The organism is Providencia rettgeri (assembly GCF_001874625.1).
Lineage (GTDB): Bacteria > Pseudomonadota > Gammaproteobacteria > Enterobacterales > Enterobacteriaceae > Providencia > Providencia huashanensis.
This window is the reverse complement of sequence record NZ_CP017671.1, coordinates 1,846,750-1,858,918: the sequence shown is the minus strand read 5'-3', so window position 1 is coordinate 1,858,918 and position 12,169 is coordinate 1,846,750. Positions and strand designations below refer to the sequence as shown.

At 39.4% G+C, this 12,169-nt stretch carries 17 protein-coding genes and 1 pseudogene; 16 read left to right on the top strand and 2 right to left on the bottom strand.

The genetic code is table 11. From position 1 onward, the window contains the following. From RB151_RS08350 to RB151_RS24260, 13 genes are all read left to right on the top strand, one after another. Nucleotides 1-837: a replication initiation protein gene (locus tag RB151_RS08350; protein ID WP_071547974.1), complete on the top strand. Its 837-nt coding sequence runs from the start codon at nt 1-3 to the stop codon at nt 835-837. 80 nt (nt 838-917) lie between these two features. Continuing rightward, entirely contained in the window at nt 918-1,067 is a 150-nt protein-coding gene (locus RB151_RS08345) for a hypothetical protein (RefSeq protein WP_158516017.1), read from the top strand. A gap of 261 nt (nt 1,068-1,328) precedes the next feature. Then, the gene (locus RB151_RS08340; RefSeq protein WP_048609121.1) at nt 1,329-2,162 is read left to right on the top strand and encodes a DNA replication terminus site-binding protein; all 834 of its coding nucleotides are present in this window, start codon (nt 1,329-1,331) and stop codon (nt 2,160-2,162) included. After that, a complete protein-coding gene (locus RB151_RS08335; RefSeq protein ID WP_145927301.1) occupies nt 2,159-2,455 on the top strand; it encodes a hypothetical protein in 297 nt (98 codons plus the stop codon). The genes RB151_RS08340 and RB151_RS08335 overlap by 4 nt, the downstream gene beginning before the upstream one ends. Then, on the top strand, nt 2,452-2,877 hold the full coding sequence (locus tag RB151_RS08330) for a hypothetical protein (RefSeq protein WP_071547971.1): 426 nt from the start codon (nt 2,452-2,454) through the stop codon (nt 2,875-2,877). Before RB151_RS08335 ends, RB151_RS08330 begins: the two co-directional genes overlap by 4 nt. A gap of 251 nt (nt 2,878-3,128) precedes the next feature. After that, complete coding sequence (locus RB151_RS23520; RefSeq protein WP_071547970.1) at nt 3,129-3,881, top strand: hypothetical protein; 753 nt, start codon at nt 3,129-3,131, stop codon at nt 3,879-3,881. A gap of 311 nt (nt 3,882-4,192) precedes the next feature. Then, nucleotides 4,193-4,609 carry a translesion error-prone DNA polymerase V autoproteolytic subunit gene (gene umuD, locus RB151_RS08320; RefSeq protein ID WP_048607663.1) on the top strand — a complete coding sequence of 139 codons (417 nt, stop codon included), beginning with the start codon at nt 4,193-4,195 and terminating at the stop codon, nt 4,607-4,609. Then, a complete protein-coding gene (umuC, locus tag RB151_RS08315; protein ID WP_071547969.1) occupies nt 4,609-5,871 on the top strand; it encodes a translesion error-prone DNA polymerase V subunit UmuC in 1,263 nt (420 codons plus the stop codon). Before umuD ends, umuC begins: the two co-directional genes overlap by 1 nt. A 426-nt stretch (nt 5,872-6,297) precedes the next feature. Then, nucleotides 6,298-7,344, top strand: coding sequence for a ParB/RepB/Spo0J family partition protein (locus RB151_RS08310; protein ID WP_071547968.1), 1,047 nt, complete (start codon nt 6,298-6,300; stop codon nt 7,342-7,344). A gap of 2 nt (nt 7,345-7,346) precedes the next feature. Continuing rightward, nucleotides 7,347-7,691, top strand: a complete 345-nt coding sequence (locus RB151_RS08305) for a single-stranded DNA-binding protein (RefSeq protein WP_071547967.1) — start codon at nt 7,347-7,349, stop codon at nt 7,689-7,691. Then, nucleotides 7,684-8,106: a hypothetical protein gene (locus tag RB151_RS08300; RefSeq protein WP_071547966.1), complete on the top strand. Its 423-nt coding sequence runs from the start codon at nt 7,684-7,686 to the stop codon at nt 8,104-8,106. The genes RB151_RS08305 and RB151_RS08300 overlap by 8 nt, the downstream gene beginning before the upstream one ends. An 8-nt stretch (nt 8,107-8,114) precedes the next feature. Continuing rightward, on the top strand, nt 8,115-8,507 hold the full coding sequence (locus tag RB151_RS08295; RefSeq protein WP_071547965.1) for a hypothetical protein: 393 nt from the start codon (nt 8,115-8,117) through the stop codon (nt 8,505-8,507). Nucleotides 8,508-8,861: 354 nt separating this feature from the next. Then, nucleotides 8,862-9,230, top strand: a complete 369-nt coding sequence (locus RB151_RS24260) for a hypothetical protein (protein ID WP_071547964.1) — start codon at nt 8,862-8,864, stop codon at nt 9,228-9,230. Nucleotides 9,231-9,326: 96 nt separating this feature from the next. Here the strand turns inward: RB151_RS24260 and RB151_RS08285 are convergent, their stop codons facing one another. Further along, entirely contained in the window at nt 9,327-9,554 is a 228-nt protein-coding gene (locus RB151_RS08285; RefSeq protein ID WP_071547963.1) for a plasmid partition protein ParG, read from the bottom strand. A 91-nt stretch (nt 9,555-9,645) separates the two neighbouring features. Beyond that, the gene (gene parA / locus RB151_RS08280; protein ID WP_071547962.1) at nt 9,646-10,269 is read right to left on the bottom strand and encodes a ParA family partition ATPase; all 624 of its coding nucleotides are present in this window, start codon (nt 10,267-10,269) and stop codon (nt 9,646-9,648) included. Between the two features lie 320 nt (nt 10,270-10,589). On the opposite strand from parA, the gene RB151_RS08275 reads away from it, so the two are divergent. The 3 genes and pseudogenes from RB151_RS08275 (at nt 10,590) to RB151_RS22915 (ending at nt 12,119) form a co-directional block, all read left to right on the top strand. Beyond that, the gene (locus RB151_RS08275) at nt 10,590-10,835 is read left to right on the top strand and encodes an AbrB/MazE/SpoVT family DNA-binding domain-containing protein (protein WP_023159984.1); all 246 of its coding nucleotides are present in this window, start codon (nt 10,590-10,592) and stop codon (nt 10,833-10,835) included. After that, complete coding sequence (gene mazF / locus RB151_RS08270; RefSeq protein ID WP_071547961.1) at nt 10,835-11,167, top strand: endoribonuclease MazF; 333 nt, start codon at nt 10,835-10,837, stop codon at nt 11,165-11,167. Before RB151_RS08275 ends, mazF begins: the two co-directional genes overlap by 1 nt. A gap of 159 nt (nt 11,168-11,326) precedes the next feature. Then, nucleotides 11,327-12,119 (top strand): annotated as a pseudogene (locus tag RB151_RS22915) (IS5 family transposase). The last annotated feature ends 50 nt before the right edge of the window (nt 12,120-12,169 follow it).

Below are 12,169 nucleotides of genomic sequence, written 5' to 3'. Positions count from 1 at the left end.
ATGAAAAAGAAGCAAATCAGTAACTTAACACTTTATACTAATGTTCGTCATTCTGATGATTTCAATCTTTCTCTCGCCAGCTTACCTATACCGGCGAAAAGAGTGCTGTTTCTTATTCTCGCTCAGATATCTGATCCTAGAGAATCTGTTGATGAAGATGAAATATGCTTTGAGGTTAAAGCTAAGGAGTATGCTGAAATTTGTGACGTGGACCTTTCAACTGCGTATAAATCCCTTCCACTCGCCGTAGATACTCTGTTGAGCTCTCACATATATGAAGATCTAAGTGAGGAAGGTTTTAAACGAGCTTCAAAAACCAACATTACAACGAGTGCTACATATTACTTTGACGAAGGCTACTGCAAAATATTCTTTAACCGTAGGGTATTTCCCTATTTCTTTGAATTATCAAAAAAATTCACGACACAAAACCTTTTTTATGTAGCTAGATTATCGGATGCTAGTTTGGCAAATCTATATCAGCTAATTATGAAACGGTACTCTAAACGTAATACTATTGCCGAATATAAAACGTCTTTCACAATTGGAGTTGACGAACTTAAGGACGAAATGTGGCTGTTCAATATAGATAAGAAAGGCAATAAGGAATATCTCTATCAAAGCTATAAGTATTTTGGTCAGTTTTTAAAGCGGCTGGCGGTTAGTTTGGGTGAACAAACGAATATCAAGGATGTTTCAATTGCGATTGAGTCACGTAGAGGACGCAAGGCTTCTGTGTTACGCATATCCTATGTTATTCACAATGAAAAAGTGGGTAGTTCTATGCCTACCGATAAGGAACTGGACGAGCTCGAAAAGCAGATAGGTTTATTATAGTAATGATGTATAAAAATAAACGATTACAAGAAAAAATTACTCAGTTCAGTTTGCAGAACCCGAATTATAAAAAAAATGCTATGTTGAACCATATTCAGGATGATTTATTTGAAATGAAATCATCAGGCATGTCTTGGAATGCGATTATGGATGCTTTACCGGCTTACGGCTTGATGGTCAGTGATAGCAGTTTTAAAAAATTTTTGAAGAAATCCAGAGAACAAGAATAATAGCATGAGCGGTCATATTTCATTTTGTAAAAGTCGCCATGAAATATGCCAACATACAAAAGATGGTGTAGTTACATGGGCGTTCCACCCTGAACAGCCGCGTCTAGAGAAAAGGGGGAGAAAAAAAGAGAAAAAGAGAGAAAAAAGAGCGAGTCAGGGGCGCAGATGTGTAAGTTTTGCTCCTGTATTTGTTAGACACCTATTTGTATGTTGGCATATTTGGTTATGATTCTTTCTTTCTAAGAACAGGAGTTTCATGTGATGCTTGATAGCTATATTGGTTCATTGCTGAAGTACCTCCACCAGCTTGACTCTCTTTTTCGAGATACAAAGGTAATTTCAGCTCTTACCTGTGTCATTCCACCGGTAGAAAATGGTTGTGATGATATCGGTAAATGCATTGAGCCGGTTGTGAATTGGGGTCCTCATGCCTATACATCGGTTATCTCATGTTGGCAGGACTTATACATTTCTCCGTTGTACTCACAAAAGTTTGCGAGGCGAACAGCCGGATATGTACAGTTATCAACTGCGGCTATGGAACTTGCTGATCATCTAATCAAAATCAATACCGTAAAAAACAATATCAGAAGCTCGGTTGTCGCACTGCCAAAATCTGAGCGTTTCAGAATTTTGCGTAAACATCTGAGTAACGTAATGACACTGCATTTGTACCGGAACATTCCTGTATTTAACTCTGACGATGTGATCACTCATGCTTCATATACGTGGGGCTTAAAAGGACTCATGCAGAAAACAGACCCTGTTAAGCTTTATCAGCTCATAGCTGACATAGCAAAAGGCAACGCTGAGTTACAGGACTTAATGGATAAAATCCAAGAGTGCCCTGCTAATAGGCTCAGAATAAAGCGTAGCGTTACGCCGCAGCCGATCTGCAACCTAACCTTTGCCAGTGGGAAAAAACGCTGCATAAACGCTCCTGTGCCGTTTTTGATAGTGCAGGATCAGGATTTTAAAGTAAGTCCCCTGCCATTGTTTACTGCTGAAGCAGACAGACAAGAGCGTTCTGACAAACACAAAACGACTCTCCTTGGCGTGTTTAGGGGGCAACAGATAATTAAGTTGGAAAAATGATGAAGAAAAAAACACAACGGGAATTCTCAACCGCCCGTTTTTACTTTTGTGCTTCAATTGCTATGTTTTTGTTGATGGGGTGTAGCTCATTGGAGGAACGTGAAAGAGCTGCGTTTGAACTCGTAACAAATGAACCAAACCAAGAGAATATTCAATCTTATCTGAAGCTGGCTGAAGAACTACAAAGAAAGCAGGTTGATGAAGCCAGACAAGCGGCAGATGCGGCTACGTATGAGCGAGACAAAGAGCTCAATGAATATTTCAAACAGTATGGGAGGACCTATAAAAAATGATGAACAACACAGCGTTGTTACAGCACATAGCCTCTGAATTTATAGCCCATTCAGGAGTTCCTGTGAAACCGGCATTTGATAAAATTAGTGCAGGTGATGAAACATTCATTAATGAACTGTCACCATCGGATCTGCTTGAACTACTCGAAAACCCCCTGCCTATTATCATCAATACTTTGACCGGTGAGCCTCATTCCGCAATACATAGCCACAGTGACGATATATTGCCCGACTGTAAAAACTATGCATATGGGATAGGGTATGAGTCTGCTACTGTTTTGTTTGTGGTGATTGCGGGGATTGAGAGTTACTATCTCGCGCTTAAAGCAAAAGCATATCTGAAGAACCAGAATTATTTACCGTTACTAATAAAATTAAACGGTTTAAATAAACATGCAGGTCGTTCAAACTTCCACTATTAATTATGTAAAAATCATTATGAAAGGCAAGGTTACTATTCCTTTAGATGAGGTAGTTGGCAAGATGCTGGATGCGAAAAATGCTCATTAGATCCCATTGAGCTTACCTCATAAAAAGGTATACACCTCAGAGTTTATCGGCAATTCAAGCCCTATTTTCAGCTTTCTCTTCCCCCAAAAATTTCATACAATTCAAATTGTAACCTCACATAAAAGTGGGGTTTGTAACCAACTTTGGTATGTAGAGGGTTAATATGAGTAGACAACGGGTATCAAAAGGCAGTGTTATACCAAAAAAAGAATTCAAAATAGCAACGGTGCTGTCTCTCCTTGCTGTTGATTGTGATTTTGATTCCTTCTTTTCTGAGTTTAAACGTATCTATCCAAAGGATTGGGAAAGAGTTAATAAGCGTTACCAAGAGCATGAGAGATTAACAAAGCCGGGTAAATCACATCCTATGGCAGAGCCTTTGCAATACATGAAGACTGCTTTCAATAGTTTTAAAAGAAAGCTATTAAAAGAATCTATTACCGCTAAGGATTTCTTATTATCTCTTGAGGAGCCAAAAGAGAAATATAGTGAGTCAGAACCATCAGAAAAAGTATGGAAAGATATTAAAAGAAATATAAGTGTTGTTTACTCCTTTGAGAAAAGGCTACTGGCGATTCACTTACTTGGTAAATATAAGTGTACAGAATGTATAGATATGCTAGTTAATACTATGAACAACGATCATATCTTTGAAGTACAAAAGTTGGCTCATGATAAACTTGTTCGTTTCGGACTCGATGTCGGTGCTCAACCGAAAAGACCACCACACCACACCGACCCTCAAATTACACAAAAAATTGCTTCACTAGGTTTTTCATCAGAACAAGTAAAAGATAAAAAAACATGCGAACGAGCTATCAGCGAGTTCCGTAAAAAGTATCCTATTGATTACGACCTGTACACTCACTCAAAACGCAATCAGTTCAAGGCTTGGTTTAGAAAACAGATCAGTTAATTAGAAATAGCCTCTATTTTCGTTCTCGAAATCATCTCATGAAAACGCTGGTAGTCTGGCTGAAATATCGTAACGGGCATCTCGCATAGTTTCGTCTTAGACTCAATTATGATTGGGGGAAAATGTGCTCTCCCCCATCGCGCATTCAGTTCAATAATAGGCTTACAGTACAATAATTATCTATATCGTGATTTGTGAGCAGCTAAACAGTAAATGCCGTTATCCAGTCATTTTAATATCTAATACATAGCTTGCAATTTCCTAACTCGGATGTATACAATACTGTGTTTTTATACAGTATTGAGATTCGTATGAAATTAATCCCATGTACCGTAGATGAAGCCCTTCCATTACCTTTTTTCGCAGAGCAGATCCCTGCGGGGTTTCCTTCTCCTGCGAGTGATTACTTAGAGGATCGTATCGATTTAAACTCTTTGCTGATCAAGCACCCTTCAGGCACATACTTTTTACGAGTATCTGGTACTTCTATGATGGACGCACAGATTCTAGATGGAGATATCGTCATAGTAGATAGTTCGATTGATGCAAAACATGGAGATATCGTCATTGCTTCTCTCGATGGAGAGTTTACGATAAAACGACTACAAACCAGCCCTGTTATTGCCCTTATACCCATGAACAGCAACTACTCACCGATATACATCAGTGAGGGTGAAGAATTGAGTATATTCGGCACTGTGACTTACATTATCCACAAGGCGAGATAATGTTTGCCTTAGTTGATGTAAACAGTTTCTACGCCAGTTGTGAGCGGATTTTTCGCCCTGATATTGCCAATAAGCCGGTTATTGTTTTATCAAACAATGATGGTTGTGTCATTGCACGTTCCAAGGAAGTGAAGTTGCTTGGGATCAAAATGGGGGCTCTATACTTTGAGATTCAGTCACTGGTCAAAAAGCATGACATTCAGGTTTTTAGTAGTAATTACACTCTTTATGCTGACATCAGCAACCGCGTAATGGACACACTATCAGGTTTTGCCCCACGAGTAGAAACATATAGTATTGACGAACAATTCCTTGATATGACCGGTATGCTTAGAAATTTCCCGTTAGAAGATTACGGTCGCAAGATACAACAACGAATTTTGCAGATTGCTCATGTACCTGTCGGTGTTGGTTTTGCTCAAACTAAAACACTGGCTAAACTGGCAAACCATGCTGCTAAAACATGGACCAAAACAGGCGGTGTAGTCGATTTGAGTGCTACTTCACGTCAGAAAAGGCTCATGTCCCTTGTGCCTGTTAATGAAGTATGGGGTGTGGGTAGAAAAATAAGTAACCGGCTAAATGCTATGGGAATAGTTACAGCGCTTGATTTGGCTAGGGCTGAAACAACCATGATCCGTAAAACATTCGGTGTGGTTGTAGAACGCACTGTGAGAGAGCTGAACGGTGAATCTTGCATCGAGCTTGAAGAAGTAGCAAAAACTAAAGAGCAAATCATTTGTTCACGTTCATTTGGAAAAAAAATTGAGCTCTATGAGCATATGCATCAGGCTATCTGCGAGTATTCAGAGAGAGCAGCAGAGAAACTTCGAGCTGAAAAACGAGTCTGTTCCTTTGTCTCTGTTTTTATCCAAACCAGCCATTACGCCAGCGGAACGCAATACTACAACCACCGTTCTGAACGGTTAGAATATCCAAGTGCTGATACAAGAGACATTATCAATGTCGCAGTGCGTTTGTTAAAGACAATCTGGAAATCAGGGGTTAGATATCACAAAGCTGGCATCATGCTCACTGATTTTTCTGATCCATCAGTTACTCAACTTAATTTATTTTCTGAGAGTAAACCCTACAAAGGAAGTGAACAATTGATGAAAACCTTGGACCAGATAAATAATCGAGGCGTTAGCAAAATATGGTTCGCTGGAAAGGTAATGGATACAAGCTGGCGCATGAAGCGAGAAATGCTTTCACCGGCATACACTACGAGAATATCAGATCTTCCCGTAGTGAAGATTTAGGGGCGACTCTAATCAAGACCGATTAGCTTCGTTTATCACATTCATTGATAAACGCATTATTAATTAATACTTAGATAATACCCCTAATCAAATTAAGCAGGATTCACCACGACCCTGCTAATTGTATCAGCCAAAATACTCACATTGAGAATTCCTTTCGTTTAGAATTATATTCAAATAATCAAATATTATTCAGATAAAGAAACAATCATTATCAATTTATGATTATCAATGCAAGCCATTGATTTAATTATATTATCATGTATTACTCTATATGATTGTCATCTCTTAACCGATTGATAACAATAAACATAAATCGAAATGATACCGTTTTCCCTATGTAACTAAGGAAAATAGAAAATCCTGTGTGATAGCCTTACGTTGAATAAAAATAATACCTAGTTACACAATGACAAGGCGAGGACTATGAATACTAACGCAGCAATTTCTACGAATGGTAGTCAACACAATTCGGATATGAGCAAGGTACTTCTCAATGACCTACCCTACCCTACGCTGAAAAAAAATACTGAAGCACACAACATCTCAACATTACGCAAAATGTCGGATGCTTTTGAGGAAAAGGTGTGTTCACGTGGTGATATTTATCGCGTCAACGTAGAGTTACTGTACGTACAGGAAGGGTTCAACCTGAGAGAGATCGATACTGAACATGCCGCACGTATCAAAAATTCGTATGTAACTGGTGTTTATGTTCCTCCAATCGTTGTGAAAGTAGTAACGGTTGATAATTTGCCACGCTTGCAGATTATTGATGGACACCACAGATACTGTGCTCTACGCATGGCAATGGAAGAAGGCTGCACGATTAAGGGCGTATACGTCACGGAGTTTTCAGGCAGTCAGCAACTCGAAATCGTCAATATGCTGACATCTTCTGAAGGTAAACCTTTAGCCCCGTTAGAAAAAGCTGATGGTTTCCATCGTTTACTTAGTATGGGATGGGAAAAAAAGGAAATTGCACGATATACGAATACAAGTGTTGTTACGATCAACAGATTATTACGCTTGTTCCGAGCAGATTACCGAATTACTGATCTTGTCAGGAAGAACCTGATTACTTCTGATTTAGCTATCGAAATACTGCTTGAGTGTGAAGAAACTAATCAAGAGGCATATGATGTGATCATTGCAGGATTGCAGAAGGCGACTGACAGCGGCAAAAATAAAGTTACACGGAAATTTGTACCTTCAGTGAAGAAAGTACCTTTTTCAAAAAAAGAAATACATTCTGTGTTTTCACAATTAAGTGAAATCCGCACAACAATTCACGACAAAGTTGCTGATATTCAAGAAAATGATGAAACAGTAACGGTAGAAATGCCAGTAACAATTGTGACCCTGCTTAATGATGTACTTCAGAAGTTTGCGAATGATGAATCAGCCGCATCTAATGATGATGAGAACGAACCGCACGAAACCGAATCTAACACTGAAGCTATTCAGGCATAACAATGGAATTACTTAACAAGGTGCAACTGATCGCTCGATTAGGTTCGTCCCCGAAAGATAATCTGAAGTATTCAGAGCTTAACGGTGACGCTATGACCTACTTCTCTGTTGCAATTAACCGGCATGACTCGAAAGGAAACCCGATAACAGATTGGTTTAACATTAGTGCATACGGAAAAATAGCAGAAATAGCAGCTAATTTTGGTCAGAAAGGACAACTTGTTTACATCGAAGCAAGGCTACAACCGACTAATAATTCCTGTTCTATAATAATGAATTACCAGACAGGTGTGTTTAGAGTATTACCTAATAGTAAAAATACAAATGCAGGAGAGCAGAATGGCTAAGGCAGACCAAATTTCAAATTGTAACGTTCAAAATCCTAATTATGTGATGGCAGAAATGAAACGTGATCAAACAGTTCTAAACTATGCCCTATTTAAAGCCCGTGAGAAGCTACACGAGCTCAAACACCTTATGAATACGTCACAGTGCAGTGAAAGCGAAATTATGCGCTATAACGGGGTTTTAGAGATGCTGGATAGCATATTTTCAGCAGATGAAAAGGAACGCCAGAACTTATATCACGCAATGATCATGTCAGGTGTACAAATCATGTCCGGTAAGTTAAGTGGTGAGAACCGACAAGCCGTGTTAGAAGCAACGACACCAGATCAGTTGGATGAGGTTTTAAAAGCCTCGGAAACTGAGGTGTGGACTGAGTTGCAACTACTAAGTGAACAGCAGAACAACCTAAACTAAGAATAAAAATGAAACTTACAATATCCTTACCTTTCATTCTGATAACTTCACTGTTTGCAGTGCCAGCATTAGGTAATAGTTATTCTGCAATGGAAGGGATTGAAGGACAGCGATATTCTGATTTAGAGAAATACAAAGCAAACTGTCCAGCTTGTATGAGTGTTGTTCAAAACATTATAGATATCCGCTATCAGGTATGTGCGCAGTCAGTCACGGCAGACGATGTGATAGTTAGGGACCCTTTATATGGCTATCTGAATAGTTTGAAATTCATGTTGAATGATGATGCTTATAAACAGGTATTGACAATCATTGGTCATGAGAAGGATTGTTCTAATAGTATGAATTGGCTAGAAAAGGCTAATTCAAAGATCGAGCCACAGCTAAACAAAGCATACTGACGGCTATGTGCTTCGCTTTGAGCTTCTATTTTTCCTGCCCTGCCCTTCCTAAATGACAGCCAAAAAAAAACGCCACAATGTGGCGTTATAACCCTAGTGTTGGTACTTATTATAATCATATAACGTATGGCAAAACTAATTATACACATAAACACGTATGTGTATATGTGTTAATGTGTTAATGTGTATTTGTGTGGGGTTAATCACATGAACACGTATGTGTTAATGTGTGTTCACACATTTGAGTGTGTTTTACGTGATATAGCAATTAGCCTAATATCAAAGTGAAGAATTTAATCACAGGTACAATTATAAAAAGCAAAAACACTGCCAGTTAGTGTAGAGGACCGGAGCATGTTTGTTTTTAATGAAGAAACGTTTCAACGAAACCCGAGCAACCCATGTCCAGATAATGAATTCAATAGTGACGTGATTGATTTTATAAAGGAAATAAGAAGGTTTTATCCTGAGTTAGAACATTGGAGCAATACCGGTGTGCTGTTTGCTTGGGAAGCATATCTACAAGATATATACGCGGTCGGTTGGACTGAATTGGTACGCAAGAGAGAGAACGGGTTTCTCGCGTACTGCTACATATCGCAGTTACGACCAAGCCTTGATTTTGGTGGAACAGGAACATACAACACTGAAATTTGGAATCTTGGAGAGCAGGAGCCGTGGAAAAGACAACCATTGCCAAAGCTACCAGATTGGGTCGAATAGTTGAGCATGAGACACTTCTGTTTTGAATTTTACATAGTGAAATTGAGATAAAAGTAAAATAAAAAGGGATGAAATATCATCCCAAGAAAACACTACCTATTCATTTTGCTTCAGCCACTGATGAACATAATCTGATATTACATCTTTCATAGTGGTGTTTCGTTTGACACATGCAGATTTGAATCGAATTTGAGTATCTTCATCAAGATCTACATTTATACGTTTTGTTTTTGTACTTTTTTCAAGAATTTTATCTAAGTCTCTGTTTTCACCGAACTTCATCTTTTGTGAATTTGATGATTCATTTACTTTTTCTAGTGCCATAAAGTATCTCTTTTCATTAAAAACACATATGCGCTTTTGTGTTTTAGTGCTTATGTGTAAACACACATTTGTGTTTATGTGTTAGTTCACATTATGACTCAAAAATAGTCAGAATTTCTTTGGTTAGTATTTCAATCTCGCCTTTTGCATTACCATCGTTAGTTTCAAAAATACTCTTACCATCCAGAATAGATTTAATATAGCTCTGCCGTTGAGCAATGGCGGTTTTGAAAGAAGGTAAGCCGGTATCTTTGAGGTTGTCTTTTAATACTTGCAACATAGTGGTTTGGTCAATTTTGCGAGTGATCAGGAACCTAGCTTCTACTTTGCGGCTGTATGCCTGAGCTTCAAGAACTGATGTAACACTACCGGCTGCGGAAAAATCAAGAGGGCTTGGCGAGACTGGAATTATAACAAGGTCGCTAACCATAACCGCTGCTGAAGTAATTACAGAAAGTGAACCAGCACCATCTACAATGACAAAATCATAATCACTTAGATCCTTACGGATGCTATAAACGTCTTTCTCACTGGCTGCGGTGAAAACATCGTAATCACAGTTCCCTTCTTTAGACCAGTTAGATAGGCTCATTTGAGGGTCTGTATCGACAACCGCTAACGAATAACCGGCTCTTTGCATAGCAGTAGCAACGTTTATGACGGTGGTTGTTTTTCCAGACCCGCCTTTCGGATTTAAAAAAGAAATTACCTTCACTGGAAACCCTCATATGTGTGTTTGTGTTTTGTTCATTATCTAAGTAAGCCAAAAAATAATCAATGTGTATTTGTGTTTATGTGTATATGAGCAAAAACACATTAACTCGTAAAGGTACATACCTAACTCTTGAAATCAGTTAGTTACACATGCACACGCACATGCGTCAATGTTTTTATGTATATTCTTACTTATGCTCGCTTGTGTCTATGTGTTTATGTGTTTATGTGTTTATACACATCAATACCATCAACAATGTTGATACATTTAAAATAGGGTGCTACTATTTAAACTCGAACGTTGAATTGTAGAGGTGATAAATGGCTCAGGTCACAGTAAAAAAATGGGGCAATAGCCCGTCTGTACGGCTTCCTGTTGCAATCATGCAAAAAGCGGCACTTAGCGTTGATGATACGGTTGAAATAGCGGTAGAAGAAGGTCGTATCATCATTACGCCAGTTAAAGCGGTAGAATACTCATTAGATAATTTGTTAGCCGGTATCACACCGGAAAATATTCATGAGAAAGTAGATTTCGGAGCTCGCACAGGTAAGGAATTAATATAATGGTATCTCGCTACGTGCCTGATTCTGGTGATTTGATTTGGATTGATTTTGATCCAGTTGAGGGACATGAGCAGGGCGGTCATCGTCCTGCTGTTGTCCTCAGTCCATTTGCATACAATAATAAAGTAGGGCTCTTACTATGCGTACCATGTACAACTAAAGGCAAAGGCTATCCATTTGAATGCGAGATCTCGAACGAAAGAGACAGCTACGCATTAGCTGATCAAGTTACTTGTGTTGACTGGAGAGCTCGTAAGGTTACTAAAAAAGGCAAAGTGGAAGCATCAGAACTGGCAGAGATAAAAGCTAAAGCAAAGGCGTTAATAGGATAGATATAATACTTAAAAGGGTTATGGGATAGAATGGAAAATGAAACACTACACACAGCAACAAGTAATCAAATTCCTTTAGATAATGCTATATCATCATTAAGAACCTATCCCAAAAGGAATTGTCAGATAATACATAATGATAATTTCTGAAGGCGAAGCGTGACGGGCAACAAGTGGCAGATCAGTGATGGACTCTGGGAGAAAATGGCTCAACTGATTCCGGAGCATAAAACTCACCATCCTCTGGGTACGCACCGCAAGCGGGTTGATAATCGCGCTGCAATGAACGCCATCTTCTTCGTACTCAGGACGGGTTGCCAGTGGAATGCGCTGAATGCCACCGGTATATGCTCGTCAAGCTCTGCTCACCGCCGATTTCAAGAGTGGCGGGATGCTGGCGTATTTGAACGCTTCTGGCAAAACGGGTTGCTTGCCAGCGAACAGCTGGACGCTATTGACTGGTCGTGGCTGTCGATTGATGGTTGTATGACAAAATCACCCCTGGCAGGCTCAAAAAAACAGGCCGGAACCCTACAGACCGTGGGAAACAGGGAGTAAAGCGCAGTCTGATGACTGACGCGAACAGGCTTCCGCTTGCACTGGTTGTAGCCGGAACATAAAGCTGGTTGCGGATACGCTCGATGCCCTCCAGACGGGCAGACCATGCAAGAGGCTCCGGTTGTGCATGGACAAAGGGTATGAAGCGGAATGGTTGAAATCGTATCTGAAAAGTCGTCGCTATGAACCTCATATCCAGTCACGGAAGGATGAGTCAGAAGCCATCAAAAACACGGATTTTAAGGCTCACCGCTGGGTTGTAGAGAGAACACACAGTTGGATGAATCGCTATCGTCGTGTCCTGACTCGTTGGGAGAAGAAAGTCGAGAATTATGAGGCGATGCTGCATTTTGCCTGTGGTGTCATTGTCTGGAATAAAAACCTATTGGGATAGGTTCTTAGTCATATTAACTCATTGTTTATTTAACAAATTATCAGCTTAAA